This is a genomic window from Pseudomonas sp. NPDC012596 (assembly GCF_042902325.1).
Taxonomy (GTDB): Bacteria; Pseudomonadota; Gammaproteobacteria; order Pseudomonadales; family Pseudomonadaceae; genus Aquipseudomonas.
The window spans coordinates 1-17,214 of the sequence record NZ_JBIBEB010000007.1 but is presented as its reverse complement, the minus strand read 5'-3'; the positions used below and the strand labels follow the sequence as shown (position 1 = coordinate 17,214).

The 17,214-nt window shown below is 63.2% G+C and carries 16 protein-coding genes; 10 read left to right on the top strand and 6 right to left on the bottom strand.

Annotated features, from left to right (window positions below; genetic code table 11):
- The first annotated feature begins 68 nt into the window (after nucleotides 1-68).
- From purB to ACFY68_RS10480, 4 genes are all read left to right on the top strand, one after another.
- Nucleotides 69-1,439 (top strand): adenylosuccinate lyase, encoded by a 1,371-nt coding sequence (gene purB, locus ACFY68_RS10495; protein WP_387526546.1) that lies wholly within the window; start codon nucleotides 69-71, stop codon nucleotides 1,437-1,439.
- A gap of 81 nt (nucleotides 1,440-1,520) precedes the next feature.
- Nucleotides 1,521-2,687, top strand: a complete 1,167-nt coding sequence (locus tag ACFY68_RS10490; protein WP_387526543.1) for a JmjC domain-containing protein — start codon at nucleotides 1,521-1,523, stop codon at nucleotides 2,685-2,687.
- The gene (locus ACFY68_RS10485; protein WP_387526540.1) at nucleotides 2,680-3,114 is read left to right on the top strand and encodes a GNAT family N-acetyltransferase; all 435 of its coding nucleotides are present in this window, start codon (nucleotides 2,680-2,682) and stop codon (nucleotides 3,112-3,114) included. The genes ACFY68_RS10490 and ACFY68_RS10485 overlap by 8 nt, the downstream gene beginning before the upstream one ends.
- A gap of 306 nt (nucleotides 3,115-3,420) precedes the next feature.
- A complete protein-coding gene (locus tag ACFY68_RS10480) occupies nucleotides 3,421-5,367 on the top strand; it encodes a DNA topoisomerase III (RefSeq protein ID WP_346612113.1) in 1,947 nt (648 codons plus the stop codon).
- 134 nt (nucleotides 5,368-5,501) lie between these two features.
- On the opposite strand, the gene ACFY68_RS10475 is transcribed toward ACFY68_RS10480, so the two are convergent.
- The 3 genes from ACFY68_RS10475 to ACFY68_RS10465 all read right to left on the bottom strand — a co-directional run bounded on the left by ACFY68_RS10475 (nucleotide 5,502) and on the right by ACFY68_RS10465 (nucleotide 8,689).
- Nucleotides 5,502-6,599, bottom strand: coding sequence for an extracellular solute-binding protein (locus ACFY68_RS10475; RefSeq protein ID WP_387526538.1), 1,098 nt, complete (start codon nucleotides 6,597-6,599; stop codon nucleotides 5,502-5,504).
- Entirely contained in the window at nucleotides 6,599-7,708 is a 1,110-nt protein-coding gene (gene aguA, locus ACFY68_RS10470; protein ID WP_387526535.1) for an agmatine deiminase, read from the bottom strand. The genes ACFY68_RS10475 and aguA overlap by 1 nt, the downstream gene beginning before the upstream one ends.
- Before the next feature lie 93 nt (nucleotides 7,709-7,801).
- Nucleotides 7,802-8,689, bottom strand: a complete 888-nt coding sequence (locus tag ACFY68_RS10465) for a LysR substrate-binding domain-containing protein (RefSeq protein ID WP_346612110.1) — start codon at nucleotides 8,687-8,689, stop codon at nucleotides 7,802-7,804.
- Between the two features lie 214 nt (nucleotides 8,690-8,903).
- Here ACFY68_RS10465 and ACFY68_RS10460 point away from each other — a divergent pair, with 214 nt between their 5' ends.
- From ACFY68_RS10460 to ACFY68_RS10435, 6 genes are all read left to right on the top strand, one after another.
- A complete protein-coding gene (locus ACFY68_RS10460) occupies nucleotides 8,904-10,193 on the top strand; it encodes an NAD(P)/FAD-dependent oxidoreductase (protein ID WP_387526532.1) in 1,290 nt (429 codons plus the stop codon).
- Nucleotides 10,186-10,737, top strand: a complete 552-nt coding sequence (locus ACFY68_RS10455) for an XRE family transcriptional regulator (protein WP_346612108.1) — start codon at nucleotides 10,186-10,188, stop codon at nucleotides 10,735-10,737. The genes ACFY68_RS10460 and ACFY68_RS10455 overlap by 8 nt, the downstream gene beginning before the upstream one ends.
- A gap of 9 nt (nucleotides 10,738-10,746) precedes the next feature.
- Entirely contained in the window at nucleotides 10,747-12,102 is a 1,356-nt protein-coding gene (locus ACFY68_RS10450) for a glutamine synthetase family protein (protein WP_387526528.1), read from the top strand.
- A 151-nt stretch (nucleotides 12,103-12,253) separates the two neighbouring features.
- A complete protein-coding gene (locus ACFY68_RS10445) occupies nucleotides 12,254-13,084 on the top strand; it encodes an alpha/beta fold hydrolase (RefSeq protein ID WP_387526525.1) in 831 nt (276 codons plus the stop codon).
- 147 nt (nucleotides 13,085-13,231) lie between these two features.
- On the top strand, nucleotides 13,232-14,200 hold the full coding sequence (locus ACFY68_RS10440; RefSeq protein ID WP_387526522.1) for an RHS repeat-associated core domain-containing protein: 969 nt from the start codon (nucleotides 13,232-13,234) through the stop codon (nucleotides 14,198-14,200).
- A 315-nt stretch (nucleotides 14,201-14,515) separates the two neighbouring features.
- Nucleotides 14,516-15,295: a TSUP family transporter gene (locus tag ACFY68_RS10435; RefSeq protein WP_387526519.1), complete on the top strand. Its 780-nt coding sequence runs from the start codon at nucleotides 14,516-14,518 to the stop codon at nucleotides 15,293-15,295.
- Here the strand turns inward: ACFY68_RS10435 and nudC are convergent.
- The 3 genes from nudC to ACFY68_RS10420 form a co-directional block, all read right to left on the bottom strand.
- Nucleotides 15,263-16,093, bottom strand: a complete 831-nt coding sequence (nudC, locus tag ACFY68_RS10430) for an NAD(+) diphosphatase (RefSeq protein WP_387526516.1) — start codon at nucleotides 16,091-16,093, stop codon at nucleotides 15,263-15,265. The two genes, ACFY68_RS10435 and nudC, sit on opposite strands and share 33 nt — an antisense overlap.
- A 33-nt stretch (nucleotides 16,094-16,126) precedes the next feature.
- Nucleotides 16,127-16,939, bottom strand: a complete 813-nt coding sequence (locus ACFY68_RS10425; RefSeq protein ID WP_387526513.1) for a crotonase/enoyl-CoA hydratase family protein — start codon at nucleotides 16,937-16,939, stop codon at nucleotides 16,127-16,129.
- Between the two features lie 93 nt (nucleotides 16,940-17,032).
- Nucleotides 17,033-17,214, bottom strand: a 182-nt coding sequence (locus tag ACFY68_RS10420) for a hypothetical protein (RefSeq protein ID WP_387526510.1), incomplete at its 5' end; no start/stop codon positions are given.

The following is a 17,214-nucleotide window of genomic DNA, read 5'->3' as shown; positions in this document are numbered from 1 at the left end:
CCCGACCCCGGCGCATTTTTCATGTATGATATGCGCCCTCCAAAAGCCTGACTGTCCGAGAACACCCCATGCAGCTCTCTTCGCTCACTGCGGTTTCCCCTGTAGACGGCCGTTACGCCGGCAAAACCCAGGCCTTGCGCCCCATTTTCAGCGAATACGGCCTGATCCGTTTCCGCGCCCTGGTCGAAGTACGCTGGCTGCAGCGTCTGGCCGCCCACCCGCAGATCAGCGAAGTGCCGGCGTTCTCCGCCGAAGCCAACGCTCTGCTGGACGGCCTGGCCACCGACTTCAAACTCGAGCACGCCGAACGCGTCAAGGAAATCGAGCGCACCACCAACCACGACGTCAAGGCGATCGAATACCTCCTCAAGGAGCAGGCTGCGCAACTGCCTGAGCTGGCCAAGGTCAGCGAGTTCATCCACTTCGCCTGCACCAGCGAGGACATCAACAACCTGTCCCACGCCCTGATGCTGCGCGCCGGTCGTGACGAAGTGCTGCTGCCGCTGATGCGCCAGATTGCCGATGCCATCCGCGCCCAGGCCCACGCTCACGCCGACGTGCCGATGCTGTCGCGTACCCACGGTCAGCCGGCCTCGCCAACCACCCTGGGCAAAGAGCTGGCTAACGTCGTGTACCGCCTGGAGCGCCAGATCGCCCAGGTAGCCGCCGTGCCGCTGCTGGGCAAGATCAACGGCGCCGTGGGCAACTACAACGCCCACCTCTCGGCCTACTCGCAGGTCGACTGGGAAGAAAACGCCCGCGCCTTCATCGAAGACGAGCTGGGCCTGCAGTTCAACCCGTACACCACCCAGATCGAGCCGCACGACTACATTGCCGAGCTGTTTGACGCCATCGCCCGCTTCAACACCATCCTCATCGACTTCGACCGCGACGTCTGGGGCTACATCTCGCTGGGTTACTTCAAGCAGAAGACCGTTGCCGGCGAAATCGGCTCGTCGACCATGCCGCACAAGGTCAACCCGATCGACTTCGAAAACTCCGAAGGCAACCTGGGTATCGCCAACGCGCTGTTCCAGCACCTGGCCAGCAAGCTGCCGATCTCGCGCTGGCAGCGTGACCTGACCGACTCCACCGTGCTGCGCAACCTGGGCGTGGGCTTCGCCCACAGCGTCATCGCCTACGAAGCCAGCCTGAAAGGCATCGGCAAACTGGAAGTCAACACCGCTCGTATCGCCGCCGACCTGGACGCCTGCTGGGAAGTCCTGGCCGAGCCGATCCAGACCGTCATGCGCCGCTTCAACATCGAGAACCCCTACGAGAAGCTCAAAGAGCTGACCCGTGGCAAGGGCATCACACCTGAAGCGCTGCTGACCTTCATCGACGGCCTGGACATGCCAGCCGACGCCAAGGCCGAGCTCAAGCAATTGACCCCTGCCAGCTACATCGGTAACGCGGCAGCACAGGCCAAACGCATCTAAGTTGCCCGTCGCGTTCAACGCCCGGCCTAGCCGGGCGTTTTTATTCCCGGACGAAAATTACGTTTTTTCAATAGGTTGAACATGAATCCTGATACTCCACTGCAGCTGCTCGGCGGCATCTCGGCCCGCGAATTCATGCGCGACTACTGGCAGAAGAAGCCGCTGCTGGTGCGCCAGGCGTTCCCGGACTTCGAAAGCCCGATCGACCCCGACGAGCTGGCTGGCCTGGCCCTTGAGGAAGAAGTCGAGTCGCGCATCGTGCTCGAGCACGGCGCCCACCCGTGGGAGCTGCGCCGCGGCCCGTTCAACGATGACACCTTCGCCCAATTGCCGGAAAAGGACTGGACCCTGCTGGTGCAGGCCGTCGACCAGTTCGTGCCGGAAGTCGCCGAGCTGCTGGAGCACTTCCGCTTCCTGCCGAGCTGGCGTATCGACGACGTGATGATCAGCTTCGCAGCCCCAGGTGGCAGCGTCGGTCCGCACTTCGACAACTACGATGTGTTCCTGCTGCAGGGCCACGGCCAGCGCAACTGGAAAATCGGCCAGATGTGCGACAGCGAAAGCCCGCTGCTGGAGCACGCCGACCTGCGCATCCTCGCCGAATTCGAACAGAGCGGTGAATGGACCCTGGAACCGGGCGACATGCTCTACCTGCCACCGCGCCTGGCCCACTACGGCGTGGCCGTGGACGACTGCCTGACCTACTCGGTCGGCTTCCGCGCCCCAAGCGCCGCCGAAGTGCTGACCCACTTCACCGACTTCCTCGGCCAGTTCCTGCCTGACGAAGAGCGCTACAGCGACGCCGACGCCCAGCCAGTCAGCGACCCGCACCAGATCCAGCACGATGCCCTCGACCGCCTCAAGGGGCTGATCGACAAGCACATGAACGACAAGGATCTGCTGCTGACCTGGTTCGGCCAGTTCATGACCGAACCGCGCTACCCCGAGCAGGTGGTGGGTGAAGAGCTGGAGGAGCAAGAGCTGATCGAAGCGCTGGAAGATGGCGCCATCCTGATCCGCAACCCGAGCGCACGCATGGCCTGGTCGGAGCTGGGCGACGACCTGATGCTGTTCGCCAGCGGCCGCAGCTGCCCGCTGCCAGCCAAGTTGCGCGAGCTGTTGAAACTGGTGTGCTCGGCCGACGCGTTACACATCGACAACCTTGAGCAGTGGCTGCAGGATGAAGATGGCCTTATGCTGGTACAGCAGCTGATCAAACAAGGCAGCCTGGGATTCGCCAATGAATAAGATTCGTGTGCGCCTCGCCGACTGGCAGAAGGACAACGCCGATATCCGCCGTATCCGGGAAGCAGTATTCGTCGCCGAACAGCACATTCCGCCGGAATTGGAATTCGACTCGGAGGACCAGGACGCACTGCACTTTCTGGCACTGGAAGGCGACTATCCGATTGGCACCGCCCGCCTGCTGGCGGACGGCACCATCGGCCGCATTTCGGTGCTCAAGGACTGGCGAGGCCTGAAGGTTGGCGATGCGCTGGTCAATGCGGTGATCGTCGAAGCGCAGAACCGTGACCTCAAGCAGCAGATGCTCAGCGCCCAGGTGCACGCCACGCCGTTCTACGAGCGGCTGGGCTTTCGCGTGGTCAGCGAGGAATTTCTCGAAGCCGGCATCCCGCATGTAGACATGGTGCGCGACTCTCGCGAGATCGCCTGATCGCTAACGGTTGACCTCACCGGCCCTCTCGCCGGCAAGCCGGCTCCCACACACACCTCATGGCTTTCATGAGCGGTGATGCACCTGTGGGAGCCAGCTTGCCGGCGAGAGGCCGGTGGTCACAGAGACCTCATAGCTTTCAAGAGCGGTGATCCACCTGTGGGAGCCGGCTTGCCGGCGAGAGGCCGGTGGTCACAGCAACATCCTCATTGACAAAAACCTGTACATCCATCCAGATAAAACTTGCCTCCGCGCCCCCGCTTGCGCATCCTAGCGCTTATCACCCCCGATAAAGCGTTCCCGGCCATGCGCCTGTTCCTCTGCGAAAAACCCTCCCAGGCAAAAGACATCGCCAAGGTCCTCGGCGCCACCCGCAAGGCCGACGGCTGCTGGCAAGGCACCGACGTCTGCGTCACGTGGTGCATCGGCCACCTGCTCGAAACTGCCCCACCCGACAGCTACGACGAACGCTACAAGCGCTGGAACCTCGCCGACCTGCCGATCATCCCGGAAAAGTGGAAGATGCTGGTCAAGCCCAAGACCGCCAGCCAGTTCAAGGCCGTCAAGCGCCTGCTCGGTGAAGCGCGCGAACTGGTCATCGCCACCGACGCCGACCGCGAGGGCGAGATGATCGCCCGCGAACTGGTCGAGCATTGCCGCTACCGTGGGCCGATCCAGCGCCTGTGGTTGTCCGCACTGGACGACGCGTCGATCCGCAAGGCCCTGGCCCGCCTACTGCCCGGGCAGGAAACCTTCAACCTGTACCACTCGGCTTTGGGTCGCTCCCGCGCCGACTGGCTGATTGGCATGAACATGAGCCGGCTGTTCACTCTGCTCGGCCGCCAATCCGGTTACCAGGGCGTGCTGCCAGTGGGCCGTGTGCAAACGCCGACGCTGCGCCTGGTGGTGGACCGCGACCGCAGCATCGCCGATTTCGTCCCGGTACCGTTCTGGGCCATCGACGTCCAGCTCGAACATACCGGCCAGCGCTTCAACGCCCAATGGCGCGCACCGGAAGACGCCTGTGACGACCAGGGCCGCTGCCTCAACCAGGCGCTGGCCCAACAAGCCGCTGCCGACATGGGCAACGCCGGCTCGGCACGGGTGATCAAGGTCGCCACCGAGCGCGTGCGCGAGGCTGCGCCCCTGCCCTTCGACCTCGGCACCCTGCAGGAGCTGTGCTCGAAAAAGTTCGGCCTGGGCGCCCAGGAAACCCTGGACATTGCCCAGGCCCTGTACGAAACCCACAAGCTGATCACCTACCCACGCAGCGACTGCGGCTACCTGCCCCTCAGCCAGCACAGCGAAGCGCCAGCCATCCTCGCTGCCCTGCAGCGCGCCGATGCCAGCCTGGCGCCGCTGCAGGCGCACCTGGAGCCCCAGCGCCGTTCGCGGGCCTGGAACGACACCAAGGTCACCGCTCACCACGGCATCATCCCCACCGCTGCCGCCAGCGACCCCTCACGCCTGCCGGCCAAGCACAAGGCGGTCTACACCCTGATCCGCGCCCGTTACCTGGCGCAGTTCCTGCCCAACCACGAGTATGACCGCACCCAGGCCGAGTTCGATTGTGCAGGCCATGCGCTACGCGCTGTGGGCAAGCAGATCGTCGAACCGGGCTGGCGTCGCGCCCTGCCCGAGGCGCTGACCCCGGCCAAAGGCCGCGAAGCACCGCCGGCCCAGGTACTGCCAGCCCTGCGTGAAGGCCAGGACTGCGCCGTGCAGGGCCTGCAGCTGAAAGACCTGTGGACCCAGCCGCCCAAACCGTTCACGGAGGGTGACCTGATCAAGGCCATGAAGAACGTCGCCAAGCTGGTGGACGACCCGCGACTGAAGCAGAAACTCAAGGAAACCACCGGCATCGGCACCGAGGCCACCCGCGCCAGCATCATCCAGGGCCTGCTCGACCGCGGCTACCTGACCAAGAACGGCAAGGCCCTGGCCGCCACACCTGCCGCCTTCAGCCTGATCGACGCCGTGCCCCGCGCCATCGCCGACCCGGGCACCACGGCGATCTGGGAGCAAGCGCTGGACATGGTGCAGAGTGGCGAAATGAGCCTTGAAGAGTTCGTTGCCCGTCAGTCGGCGTGGATGGGCAAACTGGTGGAGCGCTGCAGCGGCATGCGCATGACCATCAGCGGGCCGGCAGTGGGCAAGGCGGCGCCGTGGAAGAAAAAGGGCAGGAGCAAAGGCAAGGCGGCCGGAAGCAAGCCTAGGCAGCCCCGGCGCAAGACGGCCGCAAAGCCCAGCTGATTGAGTGTCAGTGCCGGCCCCTTCGCGGGGCGAGCGCGCTCCCACAGGATTGCCCAAGCCTCAAGGCAGTGGCGAACCTGTGGGAGCGGGCTTGCCCCGCGAAGGGGCCAGCACCGGCAACCCATCTTTCAACCTTAGGTGCCACTTTTCAACCGACTGAACGCCCGCGTCAGCTCCCGGTTGAATGCCTTGCCATTGTCATTCTTGCCATACAACCGGGCCCTCACCTGCGCTGGCGGGTACGTCGCCGGCGCATTGCGAATACGGGCATCCACCAGGCTGTCAGCCGCCGTGATTGCATTGGCGTAATGGATGGTATTGGTGATCGGCGCAATCACCTCCGGCCGCATCAGGTAATCCAGCAGCTTCCAGGCCGCCTCTGGATGCGGCGCATCCTTGGGCACCACCAGCGCATCCAGCCAGATGAGGGTGCCTTCCTCAGGGATGCTGTAGTCCAGGGTAAATGCCTTGCCCGCCTGCTGCGCCTGCGCCTGGGCGATCGCGACATTGCCATTCCACGACATCGCCACGCAGGTTTCGCCATTGGCCAGGTCGTTGATGTTGCGGTCGTTGTCGAAGTAGCGGATGTACGGGCGGATCTTGCGCAATTGCACTTCCGCCGCCTTGAGATCCTCGATGCGTTGCTGGTTGATGTCCAGGCCCATGTAGCGCATTACCGCGGCGAACACCTCGTTGGGGTCATTGAGCAGACTCACCCCGCAATCGGCGAATTTCGCCACCACCTGGGGGTCGAACAGCATTGCCCAGCTACCCACCGGTGCCCCGGCCATGCGCGCCGTCACCGCCTGCTGCTGATAGCCCACCCCTGTGGTGCCCCAGGCGTAGGTGCCGGCATAACGGTTGCCCGGGTCGAACAATGCCATGTGCTGGCGGAACTCTTCGCCAACGCCTGCCAGGTGAGGCAACCGGGCCTTGTCCAACGGCTGCAGGGCGCCGCTGGCAATCGCTCGGCTCAGGTGCTGGCCGGCACTGAGCACCACATCGTAGCCACTGCCGCCCGTGAGCAACTTGGTCTCGGCGGTTTCCAGCGAATCGAAGTGGTCGGCGGTGACGCGGATGCCGGTTTCCTTCTCGAAGTTGGTCAGGGTATCCGGGGCCAGGTATTCGCCCCAGATATACAGGTTGACGGTTGGCTGTTGTGCGTCGGCTGCCTGGGCCACCGACGCCGCGCAACCCAGGGCGACCGCAGCCGCCAGCAGAGGGAATTTCATCAGCGACGGCCCCCGGCGTATTGCGGCATGGTGATGCAGGCGACGTTGCCGCCACCCAGGAGGATTTCCCGGGAGTTGTGGATGCCGATGATGCGATGCTCGGGGAACAGCTCGGCCAGGGTCGCCTGAGCAACACTGTCGTTGCGGTCCCCGAACAGCGGCACGACGATGGCCGAATTGCCTGCGTAGTAGTTGATGTACGAAGCGCAGATGCGGGTGCCGGCCTCGCGCAGGTGGGTACCGTCGACCTGGTCCAGCCCGGCGGCCTCCTCAGCCGTCCACTGCAGCACTTCGGGCTGCGGCAGCTTGTGGACCTTGAGCTCACGCCCCCGGGCGTCGCGGGTGCTGCGCAGGATGTCGTAAGCCTCCTGGTAGATTTCCCATTGCGGGTCATCGCGGTTGTCCGTCCATTGCAGCACAACTTCACCCGGCCGAACGAAGCACGCCAGGTCGTCGACGTGGCCATCGGTTTCGTCGAACTTGCAACCGCGCGGCAGCCAGATCACCTGGTCGGCGCCCAGGTAGTCCTGCAGCCGGCGCGTGACCTCCTGTTTGCCCAGGTGGGCATTGCGGTTGCGGTTGAGCAGGCACTGCTCGGTGGTCAACAGGCTGCCCTGGCCGTCACTCTGGATGCCGCCAAGTTCGGCGATCAGCGGCGCGCGGTAGCGGTCCAGGTTTTCGATCTCGAGGATTTTCTGGGCGATCTGGTCATCTTTGTCCCAGGGGTAATAAAGGCCGCCGTCCAAACCACCGTAAGCATTGAATTCGAAGTCCACGCCGCGCACTTCACCGCTGCTGTCATTGACCACGAAGCAGGCGCCGCTGTCACGGAACCAGGTATCGTTGCAGGTCATTTCCACCACCCGCACTTGCGCTGGCAGCAGGCGCCGGGCATTGGCGTATTGCGCAGCAGAAGCGCACACCGTGACCGGCTCGCTGGAGGCGATGGCGGTGGCAATTTCGACCCAGACCCTTTGCGCGGGCTTGGCGCCATTGCGCCACACATCAGGCCGTTCGGGCCAGCCGAGCCAGCAGCCGGCCTTGCGCTCGAATTCGCCCGGCAGGCGGAAACCATCGGCTTTGGGAGTGGTGCTGAGCGAACGTGCCATGGGTCAACCTCGTGTCGATGAGTGATGACTGCACGCTACGCCGGCACGCCGCCGGCTTCCAACGATGAAAACTCAGCGATAGTTGAATTGAATTCAGCTATCGCCCAGCTGTTCGATGAACCAATCGATGAACTGCGCCACCGCCGCGCGCTCCAGGCGCAACCGCTCGCACACCAGCGCGTACTGCCCCTGGGCGGTCACGCTGGCAGTGAAAGGCCGCACCAGTTTGCCGCTCTGCAGGTCGCCCTGGCAGGTCAGGTTGTCGCCCATCGCGACCCCCTGCCCGAGCAACGCGGCCTCCAGCGCCAGGGCAGCGTGCGGGAAATACAACTGGCGGGTGGGCAAGGCATCTTCGGCATGGGTGGCCAGCCAGGTGGTCCAGGTGCGGCCATCCTGGTCGTCATGCAGCAGGCAATGGCGCACCAGGTCGCGCGGGCGCTTGAGGCCGCCCTGGTTGAACAGGCCCGGGCTGCACACCGGGAAGAACTGCAACAGCGGCAATGGCCTGACAAAGTGGGTACTGGCGTCGAGGGTGCTGGTGCCATAAGTGATCGCCAGGTCGACATCCAGCGCAGGCGCACCGGCATCGATCGGCTGCTCGTGCAGGTGCAGGGTGATGTGGGGGTAGCGGTTGCTGAAATCGGCGAGCCGTGCCACCAGCCATTTCTGCGCCAGCTCTGCCGTCACTGCAACCCGCAGCACTGCTTGCGACGCCGGGTCACGCAGGTCGTCGCAGGCCTTGCCGATCAATTCGAAGGCCTGCTGCAGGTGATGCAGCAGGCGCTGGGCCTCGGCGCTGGGGCGCACCTGGCGACCAACGCGCTCGAACAGGGTGACGCCAAGCTGCTCTTCCAACTGGCGGATCTGGTGGCTTACCGCACTGTCAGTGACGCACAGCTCGGCAGCGGCACGGCCGAAATGGCCATGGCGGGCGGCGCACTCGAAAGTGCGCAGGGCGGTCAGGGAAGGCAGGCGGCGCATAGGTATTCCTGTCAGGTCCACGGGGTTGCTTGGCAGCCTTCGGACCGGTCCATCATCCCGGCAAGGCCGCGCGTTTGTGGGCGCGGCCTTGTGTCGGGAATGGGTCGCCCAGCGGCCCCACGATCATAAAGCCCGCACGGCGTAACTGGCGATATGAAAATTCCCTGCTAAATTTTCATGAAAATAAACACAATAAATTTCACGAGGGTCCGGCATGTTCAAGCAATCCGCCCAGCACGTTGCTACTTACTACGCCCAGACTTACCCCGCCAGCATTCCCCTGCGCCCTACCCTGCAAGGCCGGCACGACACCGACGTGCTGATCATCGGCGCCGGTTTCAGCGGGCTGCACACCGCCCTGCGCCTGGCCATGGCCGGCAAGCGCGTCACCCTGCTGGAAGCTAGCCGGGTGGCCTGGGCCGCCTCCGGCCGCAATGGGGGCCAGGCATTGCTGGGCTGGTCGTGCGACATGCCGCCCCTCGAAAAGGCACTGGGGGTGGAGCGCACCCGGCGCCTGTGGGCCAGCATGTGCTGGGCCGCCGAAGAACTGCGTGAACTGCCACAGCGCCATGGCTTCGAAATCGACTACCGCGTGGGCAGCCTGTGGACATCGGTGCTACCGCGCCGCGTGAAAATGCTGGAGGAGGCATTGCAGGATGCCGAGCAAAAATGGGGCTATGACGCCCTGCGCCTGATCGGCCGTGACGAACTGCCACAATGGATCGACAGCCCGCGCTACCAGGCCGCGCTGTACGACGCCAAAGGCGCGCACCTCAACCCGCTGAAGCTGGCCCAGGGCTTGGCCGCCACCCTCGAAGCCGCGGGCAGCCGGATATTCGAGCAAAGCCATGTGCTGGATTACCAGCAGACCGCCAATGGCTATGTCGCCCACACCGCCCAGGGCGAGGTGCACTGTGATGTGCTGGTGCTGGCCTGCAACGCCTACATCGACCGCCTCGACCGCAACCTGTCGCGCCGGCTGCTGCCGGTCGGTTCGTACCAGGTGGCCACCGCACCGCTGGATGCGGACTTCGCCCGTTCGCTGCTGCCACGCAACAGTTGCGTGATCGACAACCAGTTCGTGCCCGACTACTTCCGCCTCACCCCGGACAACCGCCTGCTGTTCGGCGGCGGTTGCACTTACCTGGGCGGTATTCCCAAGGATGTGGCCAGCGCCACTCGCCCCTACCTGGAGCGGGTGTTCCCGCAGCTGGCCGGCGTGGCCATCGACTATGCCTGGGGCGGGCACATCGACTGCAGTATCCTGCGCACCCCGGATATCGGCCGCGAAGGCCAGCGCTACTGGCTGCAAGGTTTCTCTGGCCATGGTGTGCTGCCGACCCTGGCCGGCGCGCGGGCGGTGAGTGATGCAATCCTTGGCGACGACGACCTGCTGGCGCTGTACCAGGGCATCGACAATGGCCGCTTCCCTGGCGGTGACTTCCTGGCCGCCCCGCTAGAGGCCGCCGCCAAAGCCTGGTACCGGATGCGCGATCATGTCTGAAGACGCCCAAGGCCTCGCGCTGCTGATCCGCGACCTGCGCAAGCACCGCGGGCTGACCCTCGGCGAGCTGGCCACCCAGGTCAAGCGCTCGCTGGGCTTCCTGTCCCAGGTCGAGCGCGGCCTGTCGCAACCCACCGTGGCCGACCTGACCGCCATCAGCGAGGCGCTGCGCGTCCCCACCACCTACTTCTACCAAGCCAGTCAACCCCGTGAACTGGACTGGGTCACCCGCCCGGGCGAGCGGCGCACGATCTACTACGCCGAAGGCATCAGCGACGTGCTGGTGTCCCCCACCCTGCACGGCAGTTTCGCCATGCTCGAAAGCCACCTGGCGCCCGGCGCCAGCAGTGGCGAGGGGCACCTGGACGACAGCTCCGAACAAGGCGGTTTCGTACTTGAGGGCGAGCTGACCCTGTGGCTCGAAGGCCGCGAAGAAGCAGTGACGCTCGGCCCCAACGACAGCTTCCAGCTACCGCCACACAGCCAGTTTCGCTACGCCAACCTGACCACCCAGACGACCCGCGTCCTCTGGGTTTTCCGATGAGAGCACAGCATGACAACATCAACTACGGGCTTTGCCGATCTGCTCAGTGAAGTGCGCGCCTTCCGCGCCCTTTATCCCGATGTACGCCACATCGACCTGCTGAGCCTGGACATCCCCGGGCATTTCTACGGCAAGCGCTACCCCATCGACATGCTGGAGAAGGTCGCCGCCGGTAGCCCGCTGAAACTGCCGCAGAACTGCGTGTTGCTGGGCGTGCAAGGCGGGCTGTTCCCGATTGGCGACTACTGCTTCAACGATGGAGACCCGGATGCGCTGCGGCGCCTGATCCCCGGCACCCTCAAGCCGGTCACCTGGGAGCGCGAGCCGCTGGGCCAGATGCTGATCAGCTCCGATGGCACCGCAGCGCCCATCGAGTTCGAGCCACGAGAAGTGCTCGCCCGCGTACTGCAGCGCCTGGAGCGGCGCGGCATTCGCCCGGTGGTGGCGTTCGAGCTGGAGTTCTACCTGTTCGACCGGGCACTCAAGCAAGGGCTGCCGCAGTTCCCGCACGACCCCTTCACCGATGACCCGGACGATCAGCCGAACATGCACATCGAGCGGCTGTCGCGGTTCAGCGATGTGTTGCGTGACATGGTGGCAACGGCCAACGCACAAGGGATCGACGCCAACGTCATCACCGCCGAACTGGGCCCCGGCCAGTTCGAGATCAACTTCGGCCACTGCGACGACGGCCTGCGCGCCGCCGACTGGGCGGCCTTGTTCTGCCGCAGCACGCGCGGTGTGGCGCTCAAGCACGGGCTGCGCGCATCGTTCATGAGCAAACCCTACCTGCAGGCACCGGGCAGCGGCATGCATGTGCATGTCAGCCTGTACGACACCGCCGGCAACAACCTGCTGGCGGCCGACCAGCAACGGCCGCTGCGCCACGCCGTGGCCGGCTGCCTGGCGTTGCTCCCGCACTGCATGCCGATCTTTGCCGCCAACCACAATGCGTTTCGCCGCTATGGCGCCATGGTCAATGCTGCCAGCCGCGCCAGTTGGGGTTTTGAGGACCGTGATGCCTGTATACGCATCCCCGAGTCGGATGCACGCAATGTGCGTATCGAGCACCGGCTGGCAGGCGCGGATGCCAACCCGTACCTGGTGCTCGCGGCAATCCTGTGTGGCATGGAGCACGGACTGGATGCGGCGCAGGAGCCGATTGCGCCGCTGAATGAGGACCGCAGCAGCGGGATCGACTTTCCCACGGACATGCTGAGCGCGGTCTCGGCCATGCGTGGGCACCCGGCCGTGAATGAAGGGCTGGGCGAAGAATTCGTGATGGTGTACTGCGAGAACAAGCGCCAGGACCACCTGGCGTTCATGCAGGAGGTCAGTGCTCGCGAATATCGCTGGTTCCTCTAAGCCTTGCTGTGAACCGTCCGGCCTCTTCGCGGGTAAACCCGCTACCACAAATAGTGCGCTGCCCCCGCGAAGAGGCCGGGGCTGACAAGACAAAAATCTCTCCTATTCTCAATAGCTCACCTGGCAACCCCTGCACAGAGGAGACGCGACCATGAGCTACGTGACCACGAAAGATGGCGTTCAGATCTTCTACAAGGACTGGGGCCCGCGCGATGCGCCGGTCATCCACTTCCACCACGGCTGGCCGCTCAGCGCCGACGACTGGGACGCCCAACTGCTGTTCTTCCTCGCCCAGGGCTTCCGTGTCGTAGCCCATGATCGCCGCGGCCATGGCCGCTCCAGCCAGGTGTGGGACGGCCATGACATGGACCACTACGCCGATGACGTAGCCGCCGTGGTCGAGCACCTGGGTATTCAGGGTGCGGTGCATGTCGGCCATTCCACCGGTGGCGGCGAAGTGGTGCGCTACATGGCCCGTTACCCCAACGACAACGTGGCCAAAGCGGTACTAATCGCCGCGGTACCGCCGCTGATGGTACAGACCCCAGGCAACCCCGGCGGCCTGCCCAAGTCAGTGTTCGATGGCTTCCAGGCACAGGTGGCGAGTAACCGGGCGCAGTTCTACCGCGATGTGCCGACCGGGCCGTTCTATGGCTATAACCGGCCAGGTGCCGAGCCTGCCGAAGGGGTCATTGCCAATTGGTGGCGCCAGGGCATGATCGGTAGCGCCAAGGCCCATTACGACGGGATCGTGGCGTTTTCCCAGACCGATTTCACCGAAGACCTGAAAAAGATCCAGCAGCCAGTGCTGGTGATGCACGGCGATGATGACCAGATCGTGCCCTACGAAAATGCCGGGCCGCTGTCCGCCAAGCTGCTGCCCAATGGCACATTGAAGACGTACAAGGGCTTCCCGCATGGCATGCCGACCACCCATGCCGATGTGATCAATGCGGATTTGCTGGCGTTTGTCCGTAGCTGAAGTTCTACAAATCGGTTGCTTGTTTAATGACTCCGCAAGCAACCACCCCTAACTTGCGCATGCATACAACTGGCAAAATTGCCAGTTGTGAATAGCATTTTTTAGGTGGAAGGTAGTCGCAATCACTTCCACCGTTGCAGGTTAGCCATGTCACCGTTCAAGAGCAGCTACTTTTTCTACAAGAATGACCACGGCCTATGCTCTGTCATCGACGATGAGCGCGCTGTGACAATCATTTCAGTTCCTGGCATTTCTCTGGCTGAGCAACGTACAGACCCTCAACTTAGTGAAATACAATGTCTTGCGACAGATCAACAGTCCTCGACATTGTATATACAGCACCGGAACAACGAACATAGATTGAGCTATACCGCCTACGGCCACAGCGACTCTGTCATCAACGCCCTATCTCGCCTGGGATTTGCAGGGCAGCGTCATGACGGCCTCACAAACTGCTACCTCCTTGGCAACGGCTATCGCGCTTTCAGCCCAGTGATAATGCGATTTCTCTCACCAGATAGCTTCAGCCCATTTGGCCGCGGCAATATAAATAGCTATGCTTACTGTTCAGGCGACCCTGTCAATATGGTTGACCCATCGGGCCACACTGGTGGAATGTTCAGCAAAGCAGTAGCTTTCTTTAGTAGAAAAAAAAGCTCGAAAACGCTTAGCAACAAAGAAGGTCATGTATTAGTTGAAAACGCCAGAGAGCAAAAAATCAAAACAGAAACGCATGAGTTTTACACAATTAACGACGAACCGATAAACGATCCAGCGGAACTCATCGCACGGGCAAAAATAGCCACCAGGGCTATAAATGAGCTACATCAATTTCCTGGCTGGTACTCTCAACCCGACGTAGACGCAAGCAATCTTCAAGCAGCTGCATCGCTTATTGCAATCAAAGCCAACCTGACATTAAACACAACCGATCCAACCGGATTTATGAATAAAGGATTTTACCAGATGCTTCGCGAGACTGCATTTGCAGATAAAGTTGATGCGCTAGCGTCTGAAATTCGAAAAAAGTACCCGGAGGGATCGCCCACTCCCTCTAGGAAATCCAGTCTTGCGTCACTTATCAGTACCACTACACAGGAATTTTTCATTGACTAGTTCCACAATCAGTACATTCAATTCCTCGCTCTGCGGTCTCGCAATGAGAAGGTGTGGATTGATAATAAATCACTCTGGACTTTTTCGTTCAGGCCTCTCAGCTCACTTTACTGGGAATGCGCCATCGCAAGGCATGGAAGTGTCTGTCAAAATTATAGGTCAGCACGAAGGCCAGCATATGATCCATTAGGGTGCAAAGTCGGGATGGGGAAGTCGCTAGGGCGGGTACTGGCCACACGCTCGCCCCAGGATTACCATGCCCGGCTTCCACTGCGGCAGTTTGCCGCAACATGACCTCCTACCTGCCGAATCCCAATGCCCTTCGAACTCACCGTAGAACCCCTAACCCTACTGATCCTCGCCCTGGTCGCCTTCGTCGCCGGTTTCATTGACGCCATCGCCGGCGGTGGCGGCCTGCTGACCACCCCGGCGCTGCTCACCGCCGGCATGCCCCCGCACCTGGTGCTGGGTACCAACAAGCTCAGCTCGACGTTCGGCTCGGCCACCGCCGGCTTCACCTACTACAGGCGCAAACTGTTCCACCCCGCGCAGTGGCGCCCGGCGTTGTTCGCTACGCTGCTGGGGGCGTTGATCGGTGCAGTGATCGCCCACTACATGCCCGCCGAATGGCTGAACAAGATGCTCCCGGTGATCATCTTCGCCTGTGGTATCTACCTGCTGTTCGGCGGCACACCCAAGGCGCCGCTGGACGCCGATGCGCCCATCAAGAAGAAGTGGCAGTTCCCGCAGGGCTTTACCCTGGGCTTCTATGACGGTGTGGCCGGCCCCGGCACCGGCGCGTTCTGGACCGTGAGCACGCTGCTGCTCTACCCCATCGACCTGGTCCGCGCCAGCGGCGTGGCGCGCAGCATGAACTTCGTCAGCAACATCGCGGCGCTGACGGTGTTCGTCATTTCCGGGCAGGTGGACTACGTCGTCGGCCTGTGCATGGGCCTGTCGGTGATGGTCGGCGCGTTCTTCGGCGCCCGCACGGCAATCAGCGGTGGCAGCAAATTCATCCGCCCTGTGTTCATCACCGTGGTGCTGGCACTGACCGTGCGCCTAGCGTGGCAGCACTGGTTCGGGCAGGCCTAAGCGGCGGGCCACATACAAATCGATCAAGTACCGGGCGATCGATCGCCCGGCCGGCAGCGGCGGCAGTTCGTGCACGTTGAACCACTGGGCGTCCTCGATCTCGTCCGGCTGCATGACGATGTCGCCACCGGCGTATTCCGCGTGGAAACCCAGCATCATCGAATGCGGGAACGGCCAGCACTGGCTGCCGATGTACTCGATGTTGCGCACCTCGACCGCCACCTCCTCACGCACTTCGCGAACCAGGCAGTCCTCGGCCGACTCGCCCGGCTCGGCGAAGCCTGCCAGGGTGCTGTACACACCGGTGACGAAGCGCGGCGAACGCGCCAGCAGAATTTCGTCGCCACGGGTTACCAGCACGATCATGCTCGGCGAAATGCGCGGGTAGCTGCGCAGGTCGCAGGGCTGGCAGTACATCGCCCGCTCCCAGCGCACCTGCGTCATCGGCTGGCCGCAACTGCCGCAGAAGCGGTGCTCGCGGGCCCAGGTGCCGATCTGCGCGGCATAGCCGAGGACTTTGTACAGGTCGAAGTCGCCTTCGAGCATGAAGGCGCGCAACCCGCGCCAACTGCAGCCAGGCACCTCGGCGGTGGTGCGCAGCTCGAGCAGGAACACCGGCTCGCCGTCGAAGTGGCCGATACCGTGCTCGGCCAGCACGTCGAGGTCCTGGCGCTTTAGCCAGTCGCGCGGAAACAGCGCACCGTTGGCGTCCACCAGAAACCCCTCCGGGCTGCGGGCAACGGCCCAGCCCCCGGTGATCTGCGGGTCGAGTACTGCGGTAGTCCAGCGTGCTGACATGTCGGGGTTCCTGTGCTGCGTCCCCCGGCCCGGTCAGTCGGCGAACGTCGGTTTCTGTTTGCTCATGTGCGCCGCCACGGCCACGCGCAGATCTTCGGACTGCAGCATCGCGGCGTTCCAGGTGGCGATGTATTCCAGACCATCGTCGATGCCATGGTCGCGCATGTAGCTGAGCATTTCCTTGGTGCCGGCCACGGCGATCGGCGATTTTGCGGCAATCTCGCGGGCGATGGCAAAGACCCCGTCGAGCAGCGCAGCCTGATCATCATAGACCCGGTTCACCAGGCCAATGCGCAGTGCCTCCTCGGCCTCGACGTTACGCCCGGTGAAGGCCAGCTCACGCATGATGCCGTCGCCGATGATTCGTGGCAAACGTTGCAGGGTGCCGACATCGGCGGCCATGCCCATGTCGATTTCCTTGATCGAGAACTGCGCATCCGCGCTGCAATAGCGCATGTCGCACGCCGAAACCAGGTCGATGGCGCCGCCGATGCAGTAGCCCTGGATCGCCGCCAGCACCGGCTTGCGGCAGTTGTCCACGGCATTGAACGAAGCCTGCAGGCGCAGGATGGTGCGGCGCAGCAGGCGCGCGTTGCGGCCCACGTCCTTGCCCATCTGACCGGCCAGCGAGGCCAGCATCATCAGGTCGATGCCCGAGGAAAAGTGCTTGCCCGCGCCACTGATGACCACCGCGCGCACCGCGTCGGTGTCGTCGACCCACTGGAAGATATCGACGATCTCTTCCCAGAAGGCCGCGTTCATCGCGTTGATCTTTTCCGGGCGGTTGATCTGCACATGGGCGATGTTGTCGGTCAGTTCGACCTTGAACGCACTGTACTCGGTCACGGGCTGCACTCCTGTGGGAAAGGGTTCACAGCGCAGGATGGTAACTCAGGCGGGTTGCCGTGCTTGTGCCAAAAGCGGGACTTGGTGGGGTTGCTATGGGATATACGTTGAAGATGCGGTGTTCATGCGATCGAGCGCCGCCCGCGCGGCGCTTCGCGAAGCGCTTGCCTTGAGATCTTCAGCGCCCTTGAGACCGAGCGCCGCCCGCGCGGCGCTTCGCGGGACAAGCCCGCTCCCACATTTGTTGCAACGTGCCATGGCCTGATAGGCCATAG